Raw genomic sequence first — 24,332 nt, 5'->3', positions numbered from 1 at the left:
AATATGAAGCAACAAAGCGTGATTTTTTTTGATATCGACGGGACTTTGCTGACACATGAGAAGAAGCTGCCTGTCACAACCAAAAAAGCGATAGATAAGCTGAAAAGCGATGGCCATGTCACAGCCATTGCAACGGGCAGGGCCCCGTTTATGTTTGAAGATTTGCGGAAGGAACTTGGGATGGATACTTTTGTAAGTTATAACGGGCAATATGTTGTTATGAACGGAGAGGTATTGTTTAAAAATCCGTTAAACAGGCAATCGCTTGAAGAATTGACTGCATATGCCCTTTCCCACCAGCATCCGCTTGTCTACATGGACCATGAAGACATGAAGGCCAATGTGCCAAACCACGAGGATATTGAAAAAAGCATTGCGTCTTTGAAAATTGGCCGGTTGCCTGCGTATGACCCGCATTATTATAAAGGGCGTGAATTGTACCAGGCGCTCCTGTTCTGTTCAGAAGGGGAAGAGAAACAGTATGAACAGGCGTTTCCGGATTTTGAATTTATCCGCTGGCATCCGCTTTCCGTCGATGTTTTGCCAAAAGGCGGGTCAAAAGCGAGAGGAATTGAAAAGATTGTTGAAAAATTGGGCTTTCCTCCAGAACGCCAATATGCGTTTGGCGACGGGTTAAATGATATTAAAATGCTGTCCATGATTAAAAACAGTGTGGCAATGGGAAATGCGGAAGAAAAGGTAAAGGCCGCCGCCAAATATATTACAAAATCGGTGGAAGACATGGGCATTCCCCACGGTCTGCAAATTGTCGGGCTGTTATAACCCGTGCAGGGCTTGCTGAATAGCGCTTGCTAAATAAGCAAAATGCTTAGATTTGGCAAGGATGCTGACAGCTTTGGCAACCATTTAAATGCTAGTTTTACAACAAATCCGGTGAAAAGCTTGCACTCAAAAGCCAATTCAGATAAAATCACCCATTTTCGCAAAAAAATTCTGCTATATTTTGAGATAGAGCTTGCAGACAAACTCAGAAGCGAATTCGTTCAGCAAGCCCTAAATAAAGGTGTCACGTTTACTGTGGCAGGAACGTCTATGCCGTTTTTGGGCATTAAAAAAATACACAAAAAAGAAGCGCCGGCAAAACTACTCTCTTCCGGACGCTTCTTTTTCTTGGCTGATTTTGCTGAAGTATGCATATTCTGTTTCGAGTTCCGTCAATGTCAGGGTGAAAAGCTGCTTGTCATCTTCCCGATAGGCACCAAGGGCAATCAGCTGTTCTATCAAATATTGCCGTTTTTTCTCTATCGCGTGCCGCAGAAAATTTTTCAAATGAGCATCCTCCCATCCTTTTGGAGCATGATTTAAAACTCATCATATTTCCGTACGGGTTTCGATATGCGCAATTTCTTGAACAAATAATGAACATTGTGCCGCAATCCATTCTTTTTCATGATCCATTGTTGCGACATGATAAGAGTTGCGGAGCGGGATGATTTTTTTCCGGCTGGCATGAATATGCGCGGCAATATAATCTGTATTTTCAGGAGGCACGACATGGTCTTCTGTTGATTGGAACAAAAGTGCGGGGCAATGGATGGCGGAGAGGTTTTCCCGCGTTTCCCACATCACGGACAGAAGCTCACGGATGGAAGCCACCGGCACTTTTTCATATGAAATTTCATGCACGCCCGCTGCTTTAATATCCGGCGGGCCCTCTTGAATAAACCGTCCTTTCGCCAGGCATTTTTCCAGTTCAGGAATGCTTTGGATAGCCGCGTTGATACACACTATTCCCCGGATATCCGGGTGTTTTTCCGCGAGATGCAAAGCCAGTGTGCCACCCATTGACTGGCCAATAACAAAAATATCATGGCAATGCCGTTTCAGCAGCTGATAACCTTCTTCAAGGCTAGCAATCCAGTCTTTGTAAGTGCAGCGTTCCATGTCCAGGATATGCGTCCCGTGTCCCTTTAATCTTGGCGCGCAAACCGTAAACCCGTCCGATGCCAGTGCCTCTCCCAAAAAGCGGACGCTCTGCGGGGTGCCGTTGAATCCATGCGAGATGAGAATGCCAATTTCATTTCCTTTTATAAAAAAGGATTCTGCACCCGAAAGAACGGGATAGTATTCATGCATAAAAAAGCTCCTTCCTAACATTTATATGGTCAGTGAATTTAAAATGTTAACATAATTTTAAACCAATTAATCCTAGTTGTAAAGTATGTTTTATCGGTAAAATGGAATAGGTTAGGTAAAAAACAGAAGGATGCAAAGAGGCTGGTCTTATGTCAAGAAAGTAGACACATAGATTTGAGATATTTTTATTTAAAACCCCTACCGCACTTCGTTTGGTTAGGCATCAGAAATGATCAATCGAAAGGCGTGATTGATCATCTCTGACGCCGTAAGAGGAATTTGAGTAATTTATGAGATATCTTCTTCTGTTATTTGTTGGTGCTTCCTCTCAAATTGGTTGGGCGAGACATACCCTAAGGTGGAGTGCTTTCGCCGTTCATTGTAAAAACTGCTAATATAGTAATTTATAGCTCTCATTGCCGCAGCCCTGGTTTCAAAGCGCCTCCTGTGTATTAAATCCTTCTTGATAGTGGCGTGAAAAGATTCGATACAAGCATTGTCGTATGGATCTCCTTTTCTGCTCATGCTGATTTGTATTCCGTTTGCTTTTAGAATATCTGTATATTCTTTGAAACAATACTGGGATCCTCTGTCTGAATGATGGACCAGCCCTTCCCCAGGTTGCCTTGAAGTAATCGCCATATTCAATGCTTGGATTGGCAACTCTTTTTTCATACGTCCGCCCATACGCCATCCCACTATTTTCCTCGAAAACAAGTTCATCACGGATGATAAATATACCCAGCCCTCAAGCGTCCAGATATAAGTAATATCCACCACCCAAACCTGATTCGGCCCTTCTGTATTAAACTGGCGTTTGAGAAGATTAGGATAAATCTTCATATCGTGATTGGAATCTGTTGTAACAACGAACTTTTCTTTAGACGAGGCTGACAAACCCATTTCCTTCATCAAACGGGCTACTGTTTTTTGGGAAATGGTATAGCCCCATTCAACCAGGTCATTGTGTACTCTTGGACTCCCATACGTCCCCTGGCTCTCATGAAAAGACTTGCTTATTTTCTGTCGAATTTCTTTCAGAAAAGCCTCTTTTTTTGATGGCCCCTGGTTGCGCAACCACTTGTAATATCCACTTTTAGAAACCTCCAGGACTTTACACATCTTCACGACTGAATGTTCATCATAATGAGCTTGGATAAACCGGTATTTTACTCCTGGTTTTTTGTGAAGATGCGCATGGCCTTTTTTAAGATTTCGTTTTCCTCCCGTATCTCAGCCAATTCTTTCTCATGTTGTTTTTTCATCTTTTCTAATTCTGAAGGGGTAATGTAGCGCTCTGCCGTTTGTTCACCTTTTACCCGTTGCCTATAATCAGCAACCCATCTGCACAACGATTTGTAGGATACTTCCAGTTCATAAGCTACCTCAGTATCCTTTCTCCCCTCCTCAACCACCAATTTTGAAGCATAATCCTTAATACTCCCGATCGTAATGTTTCCCCATTATGAACACGTCCTTTTTAATGATGATTGTATTATATACTAATCTCATTTCTCCGTGTCCACTTTTTAGACTAACTTAAAAAGCCCCTGCCGCCGCGGAAGAACTGTCCCGTTAGGTGTTCCAATTGGACATAAGCTCCACAAATACATTATGGGCGGGAAAAGGGGAGGAGTTCAAGAAATTGACTTAGAGATAAAATCAAATGCCTTTCTCTTCTTTTTGTTATGTAAGTTGGTTTTAAATGATAGACAAATAAACCTATTGCAGAAGCAGCTGCTTCCGCAATAGGCTAATCACTGATACTCCGGGCTCACCGGAATGAAGCCATTATTGATACAATTGCCCGCTGTCTCCGGCATTTGGGTTCTGGGACTGTGCCATGTACTGCTGGATTTGCGGCTGGTTTTCCGGAACAACCTGGTACATGGCGCCGATTTTTGCCGTATCCACAGATTCTGCCTGGTCAACCGGATAGTAGCCTTTCGATGCCATATACTGCCACATGTCATAGGCGTGGGCGCAGCTCATCATAAAGGCAGTCTGGCAAAACGACCGGATTTCAGGATTTGCCATTTCCATCGCCGCCCATGCATATTCCCGCCCGGCCCGTTTCAGCGTTAACAGATACGCAGTTGCCATTTCGCGGTCGTTCATATCTTCAACCATCGTCCGCGGCTGGACAGGGACAGCCGGCGGGGCCATTTGCAGTGCCATGTTGGAAATCTCTTGGTTTTCATTTAACAACGGCAATTCTTTTTTTGCCCCTTCAGCTTTGTTTAAAAATTCGACTTTCATGTTGTAGTCCCGGATATGGAGCGGAAAATGTTTTTCAAGAATTTCTTTGAACGCCGGATCCTGGACATGCTGGAGCATATATGCCATGTTCGTAATCGAGTTGACACAGCTCATCGCCAGTTCATTTAAATCGTACAGTTCATGTGCGGCTAATTTCATGATTCAACCTCCACTTCATTTTTTAAACCAATCTTATTTTGTTTTAAACGGGGCAGGATATACAGGAACGTTTTCATTGTTTTTTGTAATGGCCGGTGCTACTGTAAAAATAAAGCCGTCCCGGAAATGGGCAGAAGGAGGAGAGCGTTGTGAAGACAGAAACTTTACGTTTAAAGGCGCATCAGAATGCTGAACTGACAGCGTATGTGCTGGACGGATCCCCTGAGTTCAGCAATATTGAGGCGCGCCCGGCTGTGCTTATTTTTCCCGGTGGCGCCTACCGGTTTACCTCGGACAGGGAAGCGGAACCGGTTGCAATGGCATATTTGGCGGAAGGATTCAACGCGTTTGTACTGCGCTACTCTGTCGGGGAAACATTCCGGTTTGAAGCGGCTTTACAAGATGCGGAAGAAGCGATTGCGATGATCCGCGAGCATGCGAAAGACTGGCATACTGACCCTGAAAAAATTGCAGTTGTTGGTTTTTCTGCAGGAGGCCATCTTGCTGCTGCACTTGGTACGATCGGGAAAAATAAGCCCAATGCCTTGATTTTAGGCTACCCATGTATTTTGGATTCGATGAGCGAAAGCCTTGCTTTTCCGGTGCCGTCTGTTGACAAGGAAGTGACTGCCGAAACGCCGCCGGCTTTTCTGTTTTCAACGTTTGAAGACCAAACCGTGCCGATTGAAAACTCAATTGCCTTCTTGCAGGCGTTGAATGCGCATGGCATTCCATTTGAGTCGCATATTTTTCAAAAAGGCAAGCATGGATTGTCGCTCGCCAAACCCCACACTTCAAACGGATTAAAAGCAAATGTGGATGCAGATGTTGAAAAATGGTTTGGCCTGAGCGTTTCCTGGCTTCATAAAGTGCTCGGCCAGTTTCCGGCTAATGCTTAATTGAGGGGAATTTGACGGTCCGGGAAAACGGTTCTTGATGGCTCAGAAAAGGGTTCAAGAAAATCAGAAGTTTCATGTTTTTGGTGCTTTATCACGCGCACAGAGTCCGTCTATGTAAAGGAAGCTGGCGTAAAAATCGCTGTTCCTTAACGTAGAAGGCGTCTACTTGAAGGAAGCGCGCAAAAAATGTCTTGTTCCTCAACATAGAGCGTGTTTATGTAAAGAAAGCAAGCAAAAAAAATCGTAGTTCCTTCACATAGGCTGCAACCGAAACGGCCGGTGCTGTATTATAAACCATTTTTGTAAAATTGGGAGGAATGTATATGTCAAGTCTACATGAAACTTTTGTATTGGAAAACGGGGTGGCGATCCCGAAAATCGGCCTTGGTACATGGCAAGTCCCGAATGGCGAAACCACTTACCATGCCGTATCTTTTGCTTTAAAAAACGGCTATCGCCATATTGATACAGCCTATGCTTACCATAATGAAGAAAGTGTCGGCAAAGCAGTGCGGGATTCCGGCATTGACCGGCGCGACATTTTTGTCACGTCCAAGCTGCCGGCGGAAATCAAGTCGTATGACAAAGCGCTGAAAACATTTGACGAAACAATGGAAAATCTTGGCCTTGAGCAGCTCGACCTTTATCTGATTCATGCCCCGTGGCCATGGAGCGAAAAGGGGGCCGATTATACGAAAGAAAATATTGAAGTTTGGAAAGCGATGGAGGAAATCTATGAAAGCGGGCGCTGCCGGGCAATTGGCGTTTCCAATTTCAGCGTTTCCGACCTGAAAGCCGTGATGGAAAATGCAAAAATCAAGCCGATGGTCAATCAAATCCGTTACTTCATTGGACATACACAGGAAGATGTGACAGCATTCTGCCAGGACAATGGCATTCTGGTTGAGGCCTATTCGCCGCTTGCTACTGGAAAAATTCTGGAAAACACCGAGATACAAAAAATTGCAGACAAATACGGCAAAACACTTCCGCAAGTTTGCATCCGTTACTGCTTGCAAAAAGGCGTGCTGCCACTCCCAAAATCGACGCATGAGGCATTTATCCTGCAAAATGCGGACGTAGACTTTGAAATTTCCAGTGAAGACATGCAATATCTCGATCAGTTGAAAGAGACAGAAAAATAAACGGAAAGAAAAAGGCTGTTCATTTGGACAGCCTTTTGAAATGTACCGGAGCCGATTCCGAAGCGCGATTAAGTGCAACCGTTCTTTTTTCATATTATAATAGTTACAAAAGAACAAAGCAGCAGTTTACAGAAAAGGTATAACAGCAATAACGCCGGCAGTCTGTCAATCCCGGCCGGCACAGGCTGTTTGAAAAAATAGAGAAATCGGCGAACTTTTTACCAGCATTGAAAAATATACAGCAAAGAACCAGGGGGAGCATAAATGAAGATTGTTGCACTTTCGGGCTCGCGAGTCGGCTCGAAAACAAGAACAGCGATGAACTACGCGGTAAACGTGATCCGTGGGAAATATCCAAACGCGGAAGTCACGCTCCTTGATCTGGCGGATTACGATGTGCAGTTCAGCGACGGGCGCCATTATATGGATTACGAAGGGGATACCAAATTTGTGGCGCAAACTGTCATGGACGCGGATGCGCTTATCATCGGCACGCCGGTTTTCCAGGCATCCATTCCGGCGACATTGAAAAATGTGTTTGACCTGCTGCCCGAAAAATCACTTCGGGATAAGGTGGCAAGCATCATTGTCACGGCCGGCTCACCGAAACATTATTTGATTGCCGAGCAGCAGATCAAGCCGATTTTGTCTTACATGCGGGCACAAATTGTCCAGTCTTATGTTTTTATAGAGGAAAAAGATTTTTACCAGAAAGAAATTGTCAATGAAGACGTCCTCTTGCGCATCAGCCGGCTTGTGGAGGACACCGTCATGCTTACGGAAACGTATGCAAAAATAAAAGAAGCAAAAGAAGCAAAAGAAGCAAAAGAAGCAGCGTACATCTCCCGTGATTAAAGCCGCGCACGTACCGGACGATTCAGAAAAGGGCGGACAGCTAAAACTGTCCGCCCTTTTCTGATGCAGGTGGTAGGAGAGTAAAGGAAAATCCCGTTTTTGCAGCTCTCCGGGAAGAAAAAAGATACCAAAAACTGGTGAACGATATTCAATATAAACTGGGAATTAGCCAGGTGTAACTCCTCTGTTTAAACTACAACGGCTTGCAAAAAACTTACCTAAATATAAAAATTTTTCAGAAAAACGGTTTTTCTCTTGATCATTCCCTCCCTGTCCATGTAAAATTAAAATAGCAAATAAATGTTCTCGTTTTTAAATTTGGGAGGGAGTGCCTTGTCTTTTTCATTTATCCATGCGGCTGATATTCATTTGGACAGCCCTTTGGCCGGCCTGGAGCAATACGAGGGGGCACCAGTGGAAAAAATCCGCGGTGCAACCCGTGAAGCATTTAAAAATTTGGTGGATGCGGCGATTGAACGGCAAGTCCATTTTCTCATCATTGCCGGCGATTTGTATGACGGCAACTGGAAAGATTACAATACCGGCCTCTTTTTCACAAGCCAGATGGTGCGCCTGCAGAAAGAAGGCATTCCAGTTTTCCTCATCCGCGGCAACCATGATGCGGCCAATTTGATGACGAAATCTCTGAAACTGCCGGAGAATGTCCACGAATTTCCGGTAAAAGCGCCGGAAACGGTTACCCTTGATGCGCTTGGCGTCGCCATTCACGGGCAAGGTTTTGCACAACGGGCAGTGGAAGAAAATCTTGTGAAAAACTATCCGCCGAAAAAAGAAGGCTATTTCAATATCGGCATTTTACATACAAGCGCGACGGGGCGTGAAGGGCATGAAAATTACGCGCCGTGCACGATAGAAGATATGATGGAGAAGCAGTATGATTATTGGGCGCTCGGCCATATCCATATGCGGGAATTGCTCCATCCGCATGACCCGGCGATTTTGTTCCCGGGAAATATCCAGGGACGGCATATCCGGGAGACAGGAGAAAAGGGCTGCACCTATGTGGAAATAAAAGACGGGACGATTGAAAAGATGGAACCCATCCCGCTTGATGTGTTGCGCTGGACATTATGCCCGGTTGATATGGGCGACATCGAAACGGTGGACGGGCTCATGGACGCGGCCCGCAGTGCGCTTGAAAAGGCATATGCGGAAGCAGACGGGCGTTACTTGGCGGTGCGTTTTGAATTGGCCGGCGCAACGAAAATGCACAGGGAACTGATTGCAAAAAAAGACCTCCTCTTGAACCAGCTGCGTTCCATTGCGCTTGAGACAGGTTTCGGCGAAATCTGGGTGGAGAAAGTAAAAATCAAGACAACAGGGCTGAACGATGCCGATGCCTTTTCCGATGAACAATCGCCAATCGGGACGGTGCTAAAATTTATCCGCAGCACGGCCGAAGATGAGGAGATGCTTGAAGCGCTGCTGGATGAATTCAGCGATATCCGCCAGGCCATTCCGCATGAACTGAAAGAAGGGGAAGACGGGTTTGATTTTTCCAACCCTGGCCTCGTCAAAAAGCGGATAAAAGATGTGGAAGACTTCATTCTTTATTCCTTAACGGAAACGGGGGCGGAAAAGGCATGAGATTTGATTATTTGAACCTGCTTGCTTACGGGCATTTTACAGATCAGATGTTTTCCTTTGATCCGGAGAAAAACTTCCATCTGCTGTTCGGGCCGAACGAAGCCGGAAAAAGTACAACACTCCGCTCGATTACGCATTTTTTATACGGATTTCCGCAAAAAACGAACGACGCTTTCCTCCATGGCAATACGAAATTAAGAATTGAAGGGCTTTTGCGCAACACAAAAGGGGAAGCCCTGCAGTTTACCCGTAGAAAAGGGAAAAAGAATACGGCACTTGACCCGGACGGCAACCCGGTCCCGGAAAATACGGTCGCGGCTTTTTTAAACCATATGCCGGAATCCCAGTTTTTAAACATGTTTGCCCTTGACCATGTCCGTCTTCGTGAAGGCGGCGAAAGCCTTTTGGAAAGCGGGGGCAATGCCGGGGAAAGTTTTTTCACCGCCGCTTCGGGCATCAATGTGCTGCGCCGGGTTCTCGAGAACTTTGACAAACAGGCAGGCGCACTGTACAAAAAAACCGGTTCCGTCCCTGAATTAAATAAGCTGCTCAAGCGGGAAAAAGAGCTTTCGAAAAAAATCAGTGAGCAGCAGTTGAAAGTACAGGCATGGAAAGCTTTCGAGGCGCGTTACCGGGAGTTGGAAAAAGAACTCGGCGCCCTCACCGCAAAAATAAAGACGCTGCGCAGCCAAAAAGAACAGCTGCAACGGGTCAAATGGATTTTGCCGAAGATCGCAAACCGGAAAAATCTTTTGCAAAAATTGGAAGCGCTCGGCGATGTCCCGGATCTTCCGGATAATATTGCCGAAGTCCGTGCCAAAGCGGAAAACAAATGGAACTCTTCCCGGGCAAACTTGGACAAAATTTCCCGGCAACTGGCGGGCACCGAAGCGGAAATGAAAGAAATCAGCATTCCGGAACACATTTTAGAACAGGCTGCCGCGATTACAGCCCTTTACCGCCGAGTGCAACAGTACGAAGACGATGAAAAAATGCTGCCTGAGCTCGAAGGGAAAAAGCAGCAGCTCCAAGCCCAATTGATGTCCGTTATGAAGGAGATCGACCCGGGCCGTGCAGCCGTTGAAAATATAGAACATTACCGGCTGCCTTCCGCCCAAAAAGAAATGATCCGCGAGCTTTGCAAGCAAAAGCCGTTGCTCGACCAGGCTTATGAATCATTGAAACGGGAAGGCGAAAAACTGGAAAAAGAGCTGGCAAAGAAGCTGGAAGAATTGGCTGCCTTGCCTGATCTGCCGGACGTGGAAAAACTTGAAGCCGTCCTGACCAAGGTGAACCGTGCGGGAGACGTGGAAGCGGCGATACACGAGCTGGCCGCGGAATGCCGGCAAAAACAACGGCAGGTGGAAGAAGCCGTCCGTGCTTTGCCGTTATGGGATGGCGGGGTGGAAGAACTTGTCAAACTTCCGGTGCCCGGTTTGGAAGAAACGGTGAAAAAGTTTGAAAAAGAAGCGGAGCAATTGACGCGGCAGCTGGATTCGGTGCAAAGCCGGATTTCCCGGTTGAAAGAGGACATCGAAGCTTCAGAAGAAAGCATCCGCCGGCTTGATTCCATTGCCGAGATCCCGTCTGAAGAAAAGCTGTCGGCCGTCCGTGCCTTAAGGGATGCCGGCTGGCAGCTGATACGCACCAAACTTGAAACCGGCCATTGGCTTGAAACGGCTGAAACATATACAAAGGGAGAGCCGGCCGCGTCGGTTTATGAGAAACATGTCCTTGAAGCTGACCAGATTGCGGATACGATGCGGCTGGAAGCGGAAAAAGTCGGCGAGAAGAATAAACTTTTAGCCGATATTAGAAAGTTCCGCGGGAAAAAAGAACAGCTTGAAAAAGAGAAATCCGGGCTTGAAGAAGCTTTGCGTGCGTGGGAATCCGCCTGGCAAAATCTTTGGGCGCCGGCGCAAATCCGTCCGCTTACGCCTGGAGAGATGCGGGAATGGCTGCAAAAACACGCGCAAATTAAAAGCTTGATGCAGGATTATGAGAAGGCGCAAGAAAAAATGCGCGCGCTTCATGATAGCCATGCGGACTGCTGCAATGCGCTATCTGCCGTGCTGAAAACATTTGCCGCCGTTTCAGAAGGGCAGCCGCTTGCGGAACTGGTAAGTCTTGCAGAAAACGAATTGAAACGAGTCCGCAATCTTGCCGCAAAGAAGGACAGCCTCGAAACGGCTATCCGCGATTTAAAAGAAAAACGGGAAGAGATGCAAACGGAGAAAGCGGAAATCGGGAAGAAACGCGAAGCATGGCTGGCAAATTGGTCTTCGGCTGTCGCGGGCACGGCAATATTGGAAGAGGTGCCGCCGGCGGTTGCTGAATCCCTGCTCGCCCGCTATGAAACATGTATGCAACTCTATGATGCATACAACCAGACTGAAAAAGAGCAGCAAGCCGTTACTGAAAAAATGGCGCGCTTTGAAGAAAAAGTGCAGCATATCCTTGAAACGGCCCAACTTCCATCGAACGGGGAGAATGCCGCTGTTGCCGTAAGCCAGATGTATCAGCTATTGCAAAATGCCCAACAGGACGATGCCGCTTTGAAAAAGCTCAAACGCCGTTTAGAAGACTTGGAGAATGAGAGAAAAGAAGAAACAGAAGCACTGGAAGCAGCTGAAGCGGTTTTAACAGAACTTTTCCAACAGGCAGGCTGCAGCACAATCGAAGAACTAAAGCAAATTGAAACAGCTTTCCTGCTGAAAAAAAGTTTTGAAAAAGACATTCGGCAAATCGAAGCGGACATGCTGGATGCGGGTGCCGGTAAATCACTGCAGGAATTGCTTGATGAGGCGGCCCGGTTTGATGCAGATTCGATTGACGCCGATTTGGCGGAAACCGGGCGTGAACTTGACCGTTTGGAAGCCTCGCGTTCCGAGGTGGAGCAGGAATATGGGGCGGTCAAAAAAGAATACGAAGAACAGATTCGCGGCGCCAACATGACAGCCATTGAAGCCGGCCAGGAAAGGGAAAGCGTGCATGCGCAAATCGCCAGTTTGACGGAGCAATATATCCAGTTGAAACTCGCTGCCGCTTTGCTGCAAAAGGGGATTGAATTTTACCGGAGCCAAAATCAAAATCCGATTTTAAATCGTGCGGGTGATATTTTTGCGCGGCTGACACTTCATTCTTTTGACGGGTTGGCGGTGGATTACAACGAGCAGGACGAGCCTGTTTTAATGGGCGTGCGCGGCGGGGAGAATGTGCCGCTGAACGGGATGAGCGACGGGACGACCGACCAGCTGTATCTGTCCTTACGCCTTGCGAGCATTGAAAAATACGCAGCTGAAAACGAGCCGCTACCGTTCATTGTCGATGACATCCTCGTCCATTTCGACGATGAACGTTCAAAAGAAACATTGAAAGTATTGCTCGAACTTTCCAGCTGCACGCAAATCATCTTTTTCACACATCATCAGCGCCTTGTCGACATGATGCAGGAAATCGCCCCGCCGGAAGCCGTCCAGTACTTGGCTTTCCACGGGCAGAAAATTGCCGTGCATTAAACAGGGCTTGCCGAACAAATCCGTTTTTGCTTTTTATCCGGCCCATTCAGTAAGTGCTGCAATGTTTACCAGATACAGGTTGATTCTTTTCTATCTATGGCTGTGGCTTTTGAATTAAGTTTTTTCGGGATCACTATAAAAGCAAGACAAAATAAAAAAGGCCCCGCTTTGTGCGGGTCCTTCTTTTACATCAGGATTCGGTGGAAGAATATTTGTAAAAGCCTTCTCCTGTTTCTTTTCCGAGTTTGCCTTTGTCAATGTATTCCGTTTTCAGCAAGTCTGCTATTTTTTTATACAGTTCATCGCCGGTAGTTTCTGCTTTTGCCAAACTGATATTGTAGGCGGTGTTGATGCCGACAACATCCAGAATTTGGAATGGTCCGGCCGGGGCGCCCGTTGCAATGCGCCATGTTTTGTCAATCGTTTCCGGATCGGCAACCCCTTTTACCAGCAGCATTTGCGCTGCTTCCAACAGCGGTACGAGTAATGAGTTCAGAATATAGCCCGGCTGCTCTTTGTGCAAAGGCAGCGCTACCATGCCAATTGCCTCTGCGAATGCGATCACATCCTGAAACGCTTTTTCACCTGTACCAGGATGTTTCATGATTTCCGCTGTATTGTTTTTCCAAATTTCATTGGCAAAATGGAGCGCCAGAAATTTTTCCGGGCGGCCGGTTGCTTCTGCAAACTGGCTTGGCAGCAGGGTCGATGAGTTCGTTGCAAAGACCGTTTTTTCTGGTGCCAATTTTCCGAGTTTTTGGTAAAAGTCCGTTTTAATGGAAACCACTTCCGGAATGGCCTCAATGACCAGATCGGCAGTGGCTACAGCTTGTCCCAGATCATCAGAAAAAGAAATTCTATGATAGGCTGCGTCCACTTCTTGCTCTGTTGCACCAAGATCTTTCTGGTATCGGGCCTTCAACCCGGAAATTCTTTCTTTTGCCTGTTCGATTGCCTCGGCAGAAATATCATAAACATATACATGAAAGCCTTTAAAAGCCGTTTGATAGGCAATTTGGCTTCCGAGTACGCCGCTCCCTGCAATGGTGATATTTTGAAAGTCCATCATCATACACCCTTTCCCGTTTATGTAACCCCTTACATGTCTATCGTATCACCATGGAAATGAAGCGTCAAAAATTGAATAACTATCAATGGAAAAATGCCGTTTTTCAGGCCGCATTTGGCGTGCTGGCGCTTATTTTCCGGGTTGCCTGCTATTCACAAAATCGTAAATTTCGCCAGGCGAAAAAGCTTTACTCTTTTTATCAAGGTGATATAATATGGGTTGCATTCAAAAGAACGGATGAAAAAGCCCGCAAAATGAAGAAGAGAGGTCTTATGGAAATCAAAGCTGTCAAACTCAAGCAGAAGTCTACTTTTTACCTGAACAGATATTTAACGGGGGATTCTATAGATTATCGGGAAGTCATTGGCATTATTATCCCAATTTTGGTGGATCAGGCGTTTTTGATCTTAATGAGTTTTCTAAATACGGCGATGATCAGTTCTGCCGGCGTCAGTGCTGTCAGTGCCGTAAACATGGTAGATTCATTGAATATTTTCCTTGTCAACGTATTTATTGCAATTGCAACCGGTGGAACGGTGATTGTTGCCCAGTATAAAGGCATTGGCAATAAAGAAATGGTGTCAAAGACGGCGACACAAGCCATTTCTGCTGTTGCTATTTTTTCGGTCGTGCTTGTCGTGTTTGTGATTGTGTTCAACACGCCGACGCTCAATTTACTGTTCGGGAAAGCAGATGCAGCCGTTTTTCATAATGCGAGAATTTATTTGATTGGCAGCTGTCTCTCGTATCCTTTTATTGCGATTTTCCAGGCAGTACTGGGCGGTTTGCGCGGCGTCGGGGAAACAAAGCCATGCCTCGGCTTGTCGCTGTTTATGAACTTAACGAATACCGTGCTCAATGTTGTATTTATCACTATTTTTCATATGGGTGTCGTCGGCCTTGTGACATCCATTTTATGTGCAAGAATTTTCGGTATGATCGCTTCCATTTTTTACGTTATGAAGTACAATGAGACGATTCGTTTTAAAATAAAAAATGCGCTGCACCTTGATTTTTCTTTATTGAAGAAAGTGATGTTTATCGGGATCCCGTTTGCGGCGGAACAAATCTTTTTTAACGGCGGGAAACTGCTGACACAGACATTTATTGTGCAACTTGGGACATTGGCGCTAACGGAAAATGCGATCGCAAGTTCAATCACGCTGCTCTTCCAGATTGGACCAAACGCGCTCAGCATTGCGATTGTTACGATTGTCGGACAATGCATGGGTCGGCGGAATATCGATGACGCGCGGAAATTTGCAAAGTCGTTTATTGTTTTGTCTTCGCTGCTTTATATCGTAACGACAGCGGTTCTTTTGCCGTTTTTCCCTGTCATGATGCAATTGTTTAATCCGCCTGACTCGATTATTCCGACGATCTTTACGATTGTCCTGATTTCTGCGTTCGGGCAGCCGCTGTTATGGCCGCAAAGTTTTATTATGCCGGCCGTGCTCCGGGCAGCAGGTGACTCAACATTTACATCGGTCGCTTCGCTGTTGTCAATGTGGCTTTTGCGGGTGATACTCGGCTATATTTTAGGGATTACATTCGGTTTTGGCATCATTGGCGTCTGGGTCGCGATGATTGCCGAATGGGGTGTGCGCGGGCTCATTTTTATGAACCGCTTCAAAGGTGCCAAATGGTATGCGCATAAACTGGTTTAACGACGGAAAGCAGTGCGATCGTCCGCACTGCTTTTAGTTTTCAAAATGTGAAAACGTTAACAATTTCGACACAGCTTTTTCCGGCTGCCCATGCTATACTACAAGTGTAAGGAAGGAAAGCCCTTACAGTTTGGGATTGCAGGAGACTCAACCATCCCGATTGGTTCCGTCTTCACGCGTATATTTCGAAAAGCCCAGAACGGTGAGCGCAACCGGTCCACTAAAAAGGAATTGGCGAATGCTCTCCGCCCGTTCAGGCAGCTGAAAAGCAAACCTTTTGCCGGGACATAAACGATTGCCGAAAAAGTGATTTGAAGAATCATGGAAACTCCAGGCACTTGAGTAAATGAATGAAAGCAATTGGGGAACCAGTTTCCGACGATGAAAGTTTTCTAAGGAAAGTTTTCAAAAGGAAAAGGCCGCAAAGCAATTCATTCATGAGAAAAAGTGCTGAACAGTCAAATGAAATGTCAATGAACTTTCAGGCAAAAGAATATGGAAAGGCAAAGGAAAGCCGGATCAGTTACGGATCTTTTAAGGCACAAGCTTTAAAAGCAGCAAATCTTAACAAAGATTTGTATCTGTCACGGAGCCGACGACAGGCGTCCTGATAACATCACACTCCGGCAGCCGGGAAAAGGCTGAAAACCCCATTCATAGATTGGGGAGCTACCCCCCGAATGTGAAAATGTATACAGGATGCGGCATGGTTGGGTCCCCTGTAATACCAAACTAAAGGCAGTGCGATGAAGTACCCGTTCATCGCACTGCCTTTTCATTTGGGAAGCATGCCGTTCAAGAAAAAAACAGGATTGCCAAGAAGGTGGGGCTTCCGTTATTTGGAAAAAAGGGAGTGGCCGCGATCGGAATAGGGGGCGAAACAGGTTGGGCTGCAGGGTTCAAGAGGAACAAAAGCGAGTTTGACAACGCCGGAATATCTTTTTTCTCGCTTTCTTCACGCAGGTCAGCCAATTGGACAAAACGAACGCCAGTCGGGGAGCTTTTGTCTAATTGGACCTTCTAACTAGACAAAACATTCGGGAGCGGGGAACTTTTGTCCAGTTAACCCTGCTAATTGGACAAAACGAACGCCGTACAGGACCTTTTGTCTAATTGAAACTTCTAACTGGACAAAACACTCAGGGAACGTGGGGCTATTGTCCAGTTAACCCCGCTAATTGGACAAAACGAACGCCGGTCGGGGAGCTGTTGTCTAATTGGAACTTCTAACTGGACAAAACACTCAGGGAGCGTGGGGCTATTGTCCAGTTAACCTCGCTAATTGGACAAAACGAACGCCGATCGGGGAGCTTTTGTCTAATTGGACCTTCTAACTAGACAAACCACTCGGGAGCGTTGAGCTTTTGTCCAATTAGAGGGATTCTAAGTCAAGATTGTCATTTTCCCCCGCTTTCTTAACGTAGACTTGGCCCGGCCCCCAATCCAAATGCCTGTGTGCCGCGAAACAACCGCGTCCAAAATATCTTCATCAGGCTGTGGGAGACAAAAAAAGGGAGCAAATTTAGCCCCCTGTTTACGAATTGGCTCCTGACTCTTGTTGTTTTTCGACCACTGCCTCATTTGAAATGTTCAGCGTTCCCGTGTACTCCACTAAACCGATCTTGCAGCCGGGGCCGATTTCGATATTTTCCCCGCGAACCGTGCCGGCTTCAGTGTATTCCAAATAGATTTGATCTCCTTCGATGATATCAGCGTGCAACAGATGCCGCTTTTTTCCAAACATGCCGGGAAGCCCGCCTTGCATGCGGACGTCAATTTTCTTCCCGCCGATTTCGCCCGCGCGGCTGTTGCTATACTTTAACGCAATTTCAATTTCTTCCGCATTTAACAGGCCGCCAACTAGAAACTTTCCTTTTGAAATAAAAGCCTCTGCTTCGACATCTTCTTTGACGTCAAGCGACCCTTTGATCTCTGCTTTTTCCGTGCTGAACCGGCCGCCGATTTCCATCTCCCCGCGTACAAGGCTGGTCTTGATTTCCGCATCCCGTTCAATCCGGCAGCTGCCTGAAACTTTCAATTTCTCTGCCTCTACACTGCCGGCAAATATCCCCTCGCCAAAAACTGAAATCGTCTTGGCGGTTGTATTGCCGCTTACCTTGCTTGTACCGCGGATCGACAAGTTCAAACAATCGAGCGCATCGACAATTTCCGCTTCTCCGTTCACTTTTACATTTCCGTACAATCCGCCGCCATAAGCGCCCGAACCATTCACAATCAAAGGATTTCTCTCCATGTTCTGCACGCCTTTCTTTATATTTTCCGGTATTCTTTCACAACCGCTGAGCTGTCTTTTTCAAACGTATCCTTGTACTCCACAAGATCAATTTCGCATTTTGGACCGATTTTTACACGGGCGCCCCGCACCACTTTCGCTGTCGTCATTTCAAGCACAATATCATCCCCTTCAATACTGTCAACCGTGAGGCCTGTGGGCGTAAACGGCTTCAACCAGCTTGAAATAGAATTGACTTTTTTCACCGTGATCTGCTGCTCACCCATTTCGCGGATAAAACAGCGCCACAACGGGTTCATTTCAATCTTTTCGGCATTCAGTTCGCCTTCCATTTTGACGGTGCCGTGGATGTTGATTTCCTCGGCTTCACAATCTCCGGCAACAGACACATTCCCTTCAAGCAGGATTTCCGTTCCTTTCACTTTGCCGCCAAATTTTGCATTCCCGGATACGTGAAGATTTTCTGCCAGGACATCATCCAAAAACTTGGCCGATCCCGAAACCTCCATGCTTTTACTGGAGAGACTACCGTGAAAGGTTGCCGTTCCATTGACAGTGGCATTTTGTGAAACAATGTTTCCTTTAAAAACCGCTATTCCGTTTGATTCCAAATTTTTACACTTGATTTCACTATTCACTGTTCCTTTTCCGCTCACGATTACGTCGTCAAAAGTCCCGCCGTTTGAGGATGCGACTCCGTTTATGACAAGATTTCCCACTTTTGCCCGCCTCCTATAGCCATTTTCCTTTTAATTCTGCTGATAACTCCATCAGATCAAGGTTGACAATCACTTTTGCTTCACGGTCAAACAAAATATCTTCCGCTTTTTTTGTCAAAAAGCAGGTGGAAACGCCGAACTTCCGGATCAGCCATACGTTTGTGCCTTCCGTTGCAAAAGATTTTTCTGCATCCTGCAAGAGCCCAACCAGCATTTTTCCTTCCTCAAGGGAAATCTCCCCGCCGTGCAAAAGTTTTTCCAATAAAAAAATGGCGAGCACTTCCTCAAAAGGAAAAGCCTGTTCTTGCGCCTGCGTTTGGTCGATGTAAAAATTTAGTACAAAATCGGAGGCAATACCCCGTTTCAGTATATCTGCCTTGCTGATCCGTTTCCCGCCGCCCGGTGCAAACATTTCGGCAAGCGCATCAAGCGAAAGGTTTTCTTTCATCGCCTGGATTTTTTCAATCCGCTCCAAAATGCGTTCACGGGGGAAAAAGGTTTCCTGCCCGGTAAACGTCGATTTGCGGATAAACCAGTCTTCCGGAATCAGGTTTTTCCGTTTCCACCGGTATAATTGCCCATAGGAGATGCCGGTTTGTTCGAGCAGATCTTTTTTGGAAATTAAGTCTTCATCCATTTTCGCCACTCCTTTGCTGTTTTTAATATAACATAACACTGTTACACTGTAAACAAGAAAGCAAATTTAGAAAATTTCATCATAACGGGCTCAAAATATGTTATAGTTATATCTATACATAGGATTGATGTTCAGGAGGAAGAAAAACATGATTGCGGAAGAATTCAAAAGGATGCTCGGCCAGAAATCGGTCATCCGGGAAATTGCTGAATACGGGGCAGTGCGGGCAAAGGAAATTGGGTCTGAAAATGTTTTTGATTATAGCCTTGGCAATCCGAGCGTGCCGGTCCCTCAAGCTTTTACCGAAAAACTTATGGAACTTGCGAAAAATCCGGCGGTGCACGGCTACAGCCCGAGTCTTGGGATTGATTCCGTCCGTGAAAAAATTGCAAATTCCTTAAAGCGGCGGTTTGGCATGCCGTACCGGAAAGAACATATTTTTATGGCGACAGGAGCAGCCGGCGCCATTGCACACGCGTTAAGGGCGGTAACCGTACCGGGAGATGAAGTGCTCACGTTTGCGCCGTATTTTCCGGAATACGTGCCATACGTTAATCAAACGGGCGCGGTGTTAAAAGTTGTTCCTGCTGATACGGAAAATTTTCAAATTCATTTTGACGCGTTCCGCCGGATGATTTCGCCCAAAACGGCAGCCGTTTTAATCAACACGCCGAACAATCCTTCAGGTGCTGTCTATTCGGAAGCTACGATCCGGGAATTGGCGCAGATTTTGCAAGAAAAAGAGCGGGAATTCGGGCATGAGATTTATATCATTACAGATGAACCGTACAGGGAAATTGTGTTCAAGGGTGTAGAGGCCCCGTACGTTGCAAAATATCATCCGTACACGATTACATGCTACTCTTTCAGCAAGTCGCTGTCGCTGCCAGGCGAGCGGATCGGGTACGTGGCTGTGAACCCGGACTGCCCGGATGCGGAATTGATTGTCAATATGTGCGGCCAGATCTCACGCGGCATCGGCCACAACTGCCCGCCGTCAATCATCCAGCTCGCTGTTGCCGAAGTGCTGGACATCACGGCGGATCTTTCAGTCTATGAAACCAACATGAATATTTTGTACGATGCCTTGACCGATATGGGTTTTTCCATCACAAAGCCAGGTGGTACATTCTACATGTTTCCGAAAGCCTTGGAAGACGATGCTGTGGCATTTTGCAAAAAAGCACTTGAATATGACCTGCTGCTCGTTCCTTCTGATACGTTTGGTGTTCCGGGCTACTTCCGGATTGCCTACTGCATCCCGACAGAGAAAGTGAAACGGTCGCTTGCAGCGTTCAGGAAACTGGCAAATGAATATCAACTATGAAGCATTTGGCCAGTCCGCCGTATGTCGTGTAAAACAGACTTAAGCTTTTGCATCGGGGCTAAGTCAACAATTTTCATGGTGTTTGCGGCCGGTAGCAAACTAACAATGTTTCGCCCGTTTTATAGAATAAAGTGAACTTAACTTTAAAGCCACTTATCCATCTGCATGGTGTTTGCAGCCGGTGGCAAAATAACAATGTTTCCCTGTTTTATAGAATAAAGTGAATTTAATTTCAAAGCCACACATCCATTTGCATGGCGGCTGTTTTTTTCCGGCAGGGAGCATCTCCTGTGGTTCAACAACCCAATAGTGCTAGAGACAGGCAGCTTATGATTTTGAGATCATGGAGTCTAAGTACTTGATGATCTCTTCTTTGTTTTCGGAGACGGATTCTTCCCTAAGCTGGTCTTTTTTCATTTTTTCCTGTGCTTTTTGCAATATCTTTTCTCCTTTTTCTGCCGGGACCACAACAACTCCGTCCGCATCACCCACGATAATGTCCCCGGGATGTACGGCTACTCCCCCGCAGGAAATGGGGACGTTTATTTCGCCAACACCGCTTTTTCCGCTAGCGGCCACAGTTGTGCCTCTGCAAAAAACAGGATAGTTCAGTTTTTTAACGCCATCTATATCGCGAATGACGCCGTCCACAACGATCCCGCTTATGCCTAAAGTTTTTGCCATCCCGACCACAAAGTCGCCAGCAATGGCTCTGTACTCATCCCCCTTTGCATCCACGACAAGAACATCGCCAGGTTGTGCATGTCTGATGGCTTTTAGGACGGCTAAATTGTCACCCACCGGCATTTTAACAGTAAAAGCTTTGCCGCAGAGAAAATAGGAAGATTTCAATGGCTTAATCCGCGGGTGCAAGTTATTCAAGCCGTCCATAGCATCTGATATACATGTGGTAGGAATAGAACGGAATGCGTCTACAAATGCATCCATAGTTGAACCCTCTTTCTTTAAGACTGGTTTTATGTATACTATACTGAAATAGAGAAAAAAATGAAAATAAAAAATTGTTATATTCATTCATAACAAAAATGAATAGAGGAGAGGAGAAAAGCCGCTGAAAAAGTCCAAGAGAAAACGGCAAGACACCGCGCCATTCATAGTGTCTCACCGTTTTTCAGTGTCTTCTGCCCGGGCAGAGGGGAGGTATTTTTACTCGTACACCACCTCAAACTCCGCCTTGTAACTTGCAAAGTCCTGTTTGTTAAACAATGGCAAATATAGCCCAATGTTCATCAGTTCGTCGCCGCCGTAGATTTTGCCTGTTTCAATATGCCGGTAGTTTTTGTCCGGGTCAAGGCCTGCCAGTTTTAATATTTTCAACTGGCCGGCTGCTTCAGACAGTACGTTGAAAAAATAGGCAATGGTATGGTTGCGGTCCGGTGAGACAAATTGCCAGGCGGCGCTGTTGCCTTCAAACGGGCTTATCAGGCGGTAAAACCGGCCAAACTGGAACAATTGCCGGTGTGCTTTGTAAAATGCAACCTGTTCCCGGATCACTGCTTTTTCATCTTCCGTGCATTTTGTCAAATCCAACTCATAGCCGAAATTGCCGCCCATTGCCACGTCACCGCGCGTCGATAACGGCGTAACCCGGCCGGTTTGGTGGTTCGGAACGGCCGAGACATGCGCGCCCATCGTAACCGGTGGGTAGGCGAGGCTTGTGCCATACTGGATTTTCAAACGGTCGGCCGCATCGGTATTATCGCTCGTCCACGTTTGCGGCATATAATACAGCATGCCCGGATCAAAACGCCCGCCACCGCCGGAACAGCTTTCAAACAAAATATCAGGATAACGCGATGTCAACTTTTCTAAAAAGTCATACAGCCCGAGCATATAGCGGTGGGCGGTTTCTCCCTGGTTTTCCGGCTCCAGCAGGGCGGAATGGACTTCTGTCATATGGCGGTTCATATCCCATTTGATGTAATCAACATGGACATGATCCAGAATGTCTGTCATCTGCCGGAAAATATTTTCGCGTACATCCCTACGGCTAAAATCGAGCACATATTGGGAGCGCCCTTCAGAAAGCCCGCGGCCCGGAATTTGCAGTGCCCAGTCCGGATGTTCACGGAAAAGGTCGCTGTCCCGCGAAACCATTTCCGGTTCAAACCAGAGGCCGAATTGCATCCCGCGTTTATGGATTTCTTCTGCCAGGTTTTTGAGCCCCATCTTTATTTTTTCGGCGTATTCATACCAGTCCCCTAAAGAACTGCGGTCATTGTCCCGGTGGCCGAACCAGCCGTCATCCAGTACAAATAGCTCAATGCCGAGCTTTTGCGCCTCGTCGGCGAGTTCAAGCAGTTTTTCATCATGAAATCGGAAATAGGTCGCTTCCCAGTTATTGATCAATACAGGGCGTTCCGCATCTTTATGCTTGCCGCGCAAAAGGTGGCGGCGGTAGAGCGTGTGAAACGTTTGCGACATCCCGTTCAGCCCGTCTCTGCTGTATACCATCACCGCTTCAGGGGAATAAAAAGTGTCACCCGGCTCCAACGCCCAGCTGAACCCGAAATCATTCAGCCCGATTCCAAAGCGTACCTGGCCGAACTGGTCCTGCTGCACCATTCCGGCAAAATTGCCGCTGTAAACGAGGTTCACTACATATGCTTCACCTTGGAATTCCGTTGTTTCAGGCTGGACAAGCGCCAAAAACGGATTTTCCTGGTGGCTGCTGGCGCCGCGCTTGCTGTCTATCCGCTTGATGCCGTCTGTTACGGTTTCTCTTGCTATTTGCCGTTCGCGTTTATGGGCGCCGGGGAGATGCAAAAGCTCAAAATTTCCGGCTGGGAAATCGACATTCAGGCTCATCAAGCGTTCAATTCGAACAGGTTTGTTTCCGCCGTTTGTCAGCACAGCCGCGCGGGAAATCGCCGGAAAATCGCGAAAGATGGTATATAAAAGCGTTAATTGAAGGCCTGTAAGCTTGTCTTCCAACATGATTTTCAACGTTTCGGCTTCATTTTGATTGGCAAAAGTAGCGGGAAGCCCGGGAAGCGCCGGCTTGCCCTTTAAAATGTCATACGCCCGGTAGCGGAAGTCCGTGACCGTTGACCCGTCCGCATGTCGGATAATATGTGCCGGCTCACGGAAATCGCCGTTGCCGTAACCCGGGAATTCCTGCAGTACCGTATCAAGAGAAAATTTGCGGTCTTTTGCACCGGGCGGGTTCGGGGAAAAACTGCGGTCAATGCGCGGATAGGCGCGACCTCCGTGATAGGATCTCACCGGCTTTCCCCAATACAGATGTTCAACGTAGCCGAATGCATCTACTTGTAAAAGGTAACTCACTTCATCATTTTGCAAATGGAAAGTTTTCGTTTGTTCATCAAAACTAATCATTCATCTTCCTCCTCGTATCGTAAGTGCAGAGGTTTTCGTTTTGCTGCTTCAGTTGGAATGGCCGAGGCATCCCCAGTTTCGTTCAATATGATAATACGGTTAGAGAAAATTCTTTTGGGTAAAGGAATGGTGCATCTGCTTTACCGAAAGAATCCGTTTACACTATACTATCATTTTAGTGTTTGCATCCGTCCTTGTCACTTGATTTGTAGAGAAGCTGTGCGGGCGTATCTATATCCAAGGAATGCTGCGGTGGTCTTTTTCCGGAAAAATTTGGCATAAAAAAGTTAGCGTCAGGTATTGCATTCTTGTGCTGGCGTTGTAAAATGACTATTATTAAAAGTAGATGAGAAACAATTTGTTAACATTTACACAATGGAGCTGATGATGATGCGGGAAACCATTTCAAAAGAAAATATCCGGGAAAGAGTGCGCGACATTGTGTTGAATGATTTCGATGATGACCCTTCGAAAATAAAGGATGACACCCTTTTTGTCGATGATCTCGGTGCAGACTGGATTGATCTTTCAGAGCTGGCTGTGGAGTTATCAGATGAATTTGATCTCGATATAGAGGAAGATGAAATCAACAAGCTCGTTTCCATTGAAAAGACAACAGATTATATATATGAAAAACAGCGAAAATGTCGTGAACATCTGGCAATCAAACTGCCAAAAATACTGGAAATCAGAAAGCAAAACAAGGCCCGTGGATAACTCATGATTCACGGGCTTTGTTTTGCTTATGGGTTGCTGATT

Annotated in this window: 20 protein-coding genes; 9 read left to right on the top strand and 11 right to left on the bottom strand. The window is 46.5% G+C overall.

Translation table 11 applies throughout. The features are described 5' to 3' along the window. Positions 1 to 3: 3 nt before the first annotated feature. Positions 4 to 783 (top strand): Cof-type HAD-IIB family hydrolase, encoded by a 780-nt coding sequence (locus NFR98_RS06090; protein ID WP_013858541.1) that lies wholly within the window; start codon positions 4 to 6, stop codon positions 781 to 783. 321 nt (positions 784 to 1,104) lie between these two features. Here NFR98_RS06090 and fbpA read toward each other — a convergent pair whose 3' ends face one another. From fbpA to NFR98_RS06065, 5 genes are all read right to left on the bottom strand, one after another. Beyond that, positions 1,105 to 1,290 carry a Fur-regulated basic protein FbpA gene (fbpA, locus tag NFR98_RS06085; RefSeq protein ID WP_019722237.1) on the bottom strand — a complete coding sequence of 62 codons (186 nt, stop codon included), beginning with the start codon at positions 1,288 to 1,290 and terminating at the stop codon, positions 1,105 to 1,107. 42 nt (positions 1,291 to 1,332) lie between these two features. Beyond that, positions 1,333 to 2,097 (bottom strand): alpha/beta hydrolase, encoded by a 765-nt coding sequence (locus NFR98_RS06080; RefSeq protein ID WP_251459841.1) that lies wholly within the window; start codon positions 2,095 to 2,097, stop codon positions 1,333 to 1,335. A 288-nt stretch (positions 2,098 to 2,385) separates the two neighbouring features. Further along, the gene (locus NFR98_RS06075) at positions 2,386 to 3,255 is read right to left on the bottom strand and encodes an IS3 family transposase (protein WP_230090539.1); all 870 of its coding nucleotides are present in this window, start codon (positions 3,253 to 3,255) and stop codon (positions 2,386 to 2,388) included. Positions 3,256 to 3,266: 11 nt separating this feature from the next. Continuing rightward, positions 3,267 to 3,512 (bottom strand): transposase, encoded by a 246-nt coding sequence (locus NFR98_RS06070; RefSeq protein WP_251459856.1) that lies wholly within the window; start codon positions 3,510 to 3,512, stop codon positions 3,267 to 3,269. A gap of 376 nt (positions 3,513 to 3,888) precedes the next feature. Then, complete coding sequence (locus NFR98_RS06065; protein ID WP_251459839.1) at positions 3,889 to 4,515, bottom strand: spore coat protein; 627 nt, start codon at positions 4,513 to 4,515, stop codon at positions 3,889 to 3,891. Positions 4,516 to 4,664: 149 nt separating this feature from the next. Here NFR98_RS06065 and NFR98_RS06060 point away from each other — a divergent pair, with 149 nt between their 5' ends. From NFR98_RS06060 to NFR98_RS06040, 5 genes are all read left to right on the top strand, one after another. Beyond that, positions 4,665 to 5,414, top strand: a complete 750-nt coding sequence (locus NFR98_RS06060) for an alpha/beta hydrolase (protein ID WP_061577545.1) — start codon at positions 4,665 to 4,667, stop codon at positions 5,412 to 5,414. A 323-nt stretch (positions 5,415 to 5,737) separates the two neighbouring features. Then, complete coding sequence (locus tag NFR98_RS06055; RefSeq protein WP_035182318.1) at positions 5,738 to 6,559, top strand: aldo/keto reductase; 822 nt, start codon at positions 5,738 to 5,740, stop codon at positions 6,557 to 6,559. Positions 6,560 to 6,823: 264 nt separating this feature from the next. Next, positions 6,824 to 7,414 (top strand): NADPH-dependent FMN reductase, encoded by a 591-nt coding sequence (locus NFR98_RS06050; protein WP_071451741.1) that lies wholly within the window; start codon positions 6,824 to 6,826, stop codon positions 7,412 to 7,414. Positions 7,415 to 7,747: 333 nt separating this feature from the next. Then, the gene (locus NFR98_RS06045; RefSeq protein WP_251459837.1) at positions 7,748 to 9,022 is read left to right on the top strand and encodes a metallophosphoesterase family protein; all 1,275 of its coding nucleotides are present in this window, start codon (positions 7,748 to 7,750) and stop codon (positions 9,020 to 9,022) included. Further along, a complete protein-coding gene (locus NFR98_RS06040; RefSeq protein ID WP_251459835.1) occupies positions 9,019 to 12,540 on the top strand; it encodes a YhaN family protein in 3,522 nt (1,173 codons plus the stop codon). Before NFR98_RS06045 ends, NFR98_RS06040 begins: the two co-directional genes overlap by 4 nt. 190 nt (positions 12,541 to 12,730) lie before the next feature. Here the strand turns inward: NFR98_RS06040 and NFR98_RS06035 are convergent, their stop codons facing one another. After that, positions 12,731 to 13,606 carry a 3-hydroxyacyl-CoA dehydrogenase gene (locus NFR98_RS06035; RefSeq protein ID WP_251459834.1) on the bottom strand — a complete coding sequence of 292 codons (876 nt, stop codon included), beginning with the start codon at positions 13,604 to 13,606 and terminating at the stop codon, positions 12,731 to 12,733. Positions 13,607 to 13,881: 275 nt separating this feature from the next. On the opposite strand from NFR98_RS06035, the gene NFR98_RS06030 reads away from it, so the two are divergent. Then, a complete protein-coding gene (locus tag NFR98_RS06030; protein WP_251459854.1) occupies positions 13,882 to 15,276 on the top strand; it encodes an MATE family efflux transporter in 1,395 nt (464 codons plus the stop codon). Between the two features lie 1,534 nt (positions 15,277 to 16,810). On the opposite strand, the gene NFR98_RS06025 is transcribed toward NFR98_RS06030, so the two are convergent. The 3 genes from NFR98_RS06025 to NFR98_RS06015 are packed head-to-tail and all read right to left on the bottom strand — an operon-like array spanning position 16,811 to position 18,886. Further along, a complete protein-coding gene (locus tag NFR98_RS06025) occupies positions 16,811 to 17,509 on the bottom strand; it encodes a hypothetical protein (RefSeq protein ID WP_251459852.1) in 699 nt (232 codons plus the stop codon). Positions 17,510 to 17,547: 38 nt separating this feature from the next. Then, positions 17,548 to 18,249: a polymer-forming cytoskeletal protein gene (locus tag NFR98_RS06020; RefSeq protein WP_014095950.1), complete on the bottom strand. Its 702-nt coding sequence runs from the start codon at positions 18,247 to 18,249 to the stop codon at positions 17,548 to 17,550. A 13-nt stretch (positions 18,250 to 18,262) separates the two neighbouring features. After that, entirely contained in the window at positions 18,263 to 18,886 is a 624-nt protein-coding gene (locus NFR98_RS06015; RefSeq protein WP_014095949.1) for a YhbD family protein, read from the bottom strand. Between the two features lie 148 nt (positions 18,887 to 19,034). On the opposite strand from NFR98_RS06015, the gene NFR98_RS06010 reads away from it, so the two are divergent. Continuing rightward, entirely contained in the window at positions 19,035 to 20,213 is a 1,179-nt protein-coding gene (locus NFR98_RS06010; RefSeq protein WP_251459833.1) for a pyridoxal phosphate-dependent aminotransferase, read from the top strand. A 327-nt stretch (positions 20,214 to 20,540) separates the two neighbouring features. Here the strand turns inward: NFR98_RS06010 and NFR98_RS06005 are convergent, their stop codons facing one another. Next, a complete protein-coding gene (locus NFR98_RS06005) occupies positions 20,541 to 21,161 on the bottom strand; it encodes an RraA family protein (protein ID WP_104851266.1) in 621 nt (206 codons plus the stop codon). Between the two features lie 219 nt (positions 21,162 to 21,380). Beyond that, the gene (locus tag NFR98_RS06000; RefSeq protein WP_251459832.1) at positions 21,381 to 23,573 is read right to left on the bottom strand and encodes an alpha-galactosidase; all 2,193 of its coding nucleotides are present in this window, start codon (positions 23,571 to 23,573) and stop codon (positions 21,381 to 21,383) included. A 390-nt stretch (positions 23,574 to 23,963) separates the two neighbouring features. Between NFR98_RS06000 and NFR98_RS05995 the strand changes: the two genes are divergently transcribed. After that, complete coding sequence (locus NFR98_RS05995; protein WP_017551589.1) at positions 23,964 to 24,290, top strand: acyl carrier protein; 327 nt, start codon at positions 23,964 to 23,966, stop codon at positions 24,288 to 24,290. The last annotated feature ends 42 nt before the right edge of the window (positions 24,291 to 24,332 follow it).

This window comes from Weizmannia agrestimuris, from assembly GCF_943193165.1.
GTDB classification, from domain to species: Bacteria; Bacillota; Bacilli; order Bacillales; family Bacillaceae_C; genus Weizmannia; species Weizmannia faecalis.
The sequence above is the reverse complement of the archived record's forward strand: the minus strand, read 5'-3'. Positions and strand labels throughout refer to the sequence as shown.

Excerpts from the sequence above, each read along its gene's own strand:
- NFR98_RS06050 (WP_071451741.1), top strand. The coding sequence starts at position 6,824 with ATGAAGATTGTTGCACTTTCGGGCTCGCGAGTCGGCTCGAAAACAAGA.
- NFR98_RS06055 (WP_035182318.1), top strand. The coding sequence starts at position 5,738 with ATGTCAAGTCTACATGAAACTTTTGTATTGGAAAACGGGGTGGCGATC.
- NFR98_RS06035 (WP_251459834.1), bottom strand. The coding sequence starts at position 13,606 with ATGGACTTTCAAAATATCACCATTGCAGGGAGCGGCGTACTCGGAAGC.
- NFR98_RS06030 (WP_251459854.1), top strand. The coding sequence starts at position 13,882 with ATGGAAATCAAAGCTGTCAAACTCAAGCAGAAGTCTACTTTTTACCTG.
- NFR98_RS06005 (WP_104851266.1), bottom strand. The coding sequence starts at position 21,161 with ATGGATGCATTTGTAGACGCATTCCGTTCTATTCCTACCACATGTATA.
- NFR98_RS06090 (WP_013858541.1), top strand. The coding sequence starts at position 4 with ATGAAGCAACAAAGCGTGATTTTTTTTGATATCGACGGGACTTTGCTG.
- NFR98_RS06040 (WP_251459835.1), top strand. The coding sequence starts at position 9,019 with ATGAGATTTGATTATTTGAACCTGCTTGCTTACGGGCATTTTACAGAT.
- NFR98_RS06000 (WP_251459832.1), bottom strand. The coding sequence starts at position 23,573 with ATGATTAGTTTTGATGAACAAACGAAAACTTTCCATTTGCAAAATGAT.
- NFR98_RS06065 (WP_251459839.1), bottom strand. The coding sequence starts at position 4,515 with ATGAAATTAGCCGCACATGAACTGTACGATTTAAATGAACTGGCGATG.
- NFR98_RS05995 (WP_017551589.1), top strand. The coding sequence starts at position 23,964 with ATGCGGGAAACCATTTCAAAAGAAAATATCCGGGAAAGAGTGCGCGAC.
- NFR98_RS06015 (WP_014095949.1), bottom strand. The coding sequence starts at position 18,886 with ATGGATGAAGACTTAATTTCCAAAAAAGATCTGCTCGAACAAACCGGC.
- NFR98_RS06010 (WP_251459833.1), top strand. The coding sequence starts at position 19,035 with ATGATTGCGGAAGAATTCAAAAGGATGCTCGGCCAGAAATCGGTCATC.
- NFR98_RS06080 (WP_251459841.1), bottom strand. The coding sequence starts at position 2,097 with ATGCATGAATACTATCCCGTTCTTTCGGGTGCAGAATCCTTTTTTATA.